We start from the raw sequence: 1,362 nt of genomic DNA, 5'->3' as shown, positions 1-1,362 counted from the left end.
CCAATGAACAGGTGGAGGAGCAACTGATGGCAGAAGTCCTGAGGGTTCGCGGTGATATCGCTGACATTCAGGTCTACGAAGACACCCGGGGGGTCGCAGTAGGCGACGCCATCATCCAGACGGGCCATCTGCTCTCTCTGGAGCTGGGTCCCGGCATTCTTTCCATGATCTACGATGGTCTGCAGAACCCTCTGGAGAGACTGGCCTCTCTGCATGGTAAATTCCTGCAGCGCGGTGTCCAGATTGATGCGCTTGATCGCAGTCAGACGTGGGCCTTTACGGCAGTGGCCAAGATTGGTGACAAACTGCACGCGGGTGAAACCTTTGGTACGGTTCCCGAAGGTCGCTTTACGCACAAGATCATGATTCCTTTTAACACCGAAGGCGAAGTGGAAGTGATCTGGATCCAGGAAGGCTCCTTCAGCGTTGATACCGTCGTTGCCAAAGTGCGAAACCGGCAGGGTGACGAGATCGACCTTACGATGGTACAGAAGTGGCCGGTACGTCACTCCATTTCTGAAACCTTGTCCGGAAAAGGTAAAACTGAACGTCAGTATCCTGATACACCCCTGGTGACTACCCAGAGAATCGTGGACACTTTCTTCCCCATTGCCCGTGGTGGAACCGGTTGTATCCCCGGCCCGTTCGGTTCTGGAAAAACAGTATTACAGCACTCTTTCTCGCGTTACTGCGATGCCGACATCGTCATCGTAACAGCCTGTGGTGAACGCGCCGGTGAGGTGGTGGAAACCATTGAAGAATTTCCACACCTGCAAGATCCTACCACCGGCGGCTCCCTCATCGACCGCACCGTTATCATCTGTAATACCTCATCCATGCCTGTGGCCGCCCGTGAGGCTTCTATCTACACGGGTCTGACGCTCGGTGAATACTACCGTCAGATGGGGTACAACGTTCTCGCGCTGGCAGACTCCACTTCCCGCTGGGCCCAGGCCATGCGTGAGACCTCCAACCGTCTGGAAGAGATTCCCGGTGAAGAAGGTTTCCCGGCTTACATGGACTCTGCCATTAAAGGTGTATACGAACGTTGCGGTGTCATCCGTAACGAAGAAGGAGACGAAGGCTCCCTGACTCTGGTGGGCTCTGTATCCCCCGCCGGTGGTAATTTCGAGGAGCCTGTAACCCAGGCAACCCTGAGTACGGTCAAAACCTTCCTGGGACTTTCCTATGACCGCGCCTATAAGCGTTTCTACCCTGCCATTGACCCATTGATCTCCTGGTCCCGCTATCTTGATCAGTTATCCGGGTGGTACAGCAATAACCTGTCCGCTGACTGGGTAGATACCGTCAAGGAAATGCAGGCCCTGCTTGTCAAAGGTGACAGCATCAACCAGATGATGC

General features: G+C 54.7%; 1 protein-coding gene. It reads left to right on the top strand.

Translation table 11 applies throughout. The features are described from left to right. Nucleotides 1-26: 26 nt before the first annotated feature. The coding region (locus tag KDK16_RS07550; RefSeq protein ID WP_257275400.1) for a V-type ATP synthase subunit A at nucleotides 27-1,362 on the top strand (1,336 nt) is incomplete at its 3' end.

The organism is Endozoicomonas sp. SESOKO4 (assembly GCF_024606275.1).
Note: the sequence above shows the minus strand (reverse complement) of the source record. Positions and strands in the feature narration are given on the sequence as shown.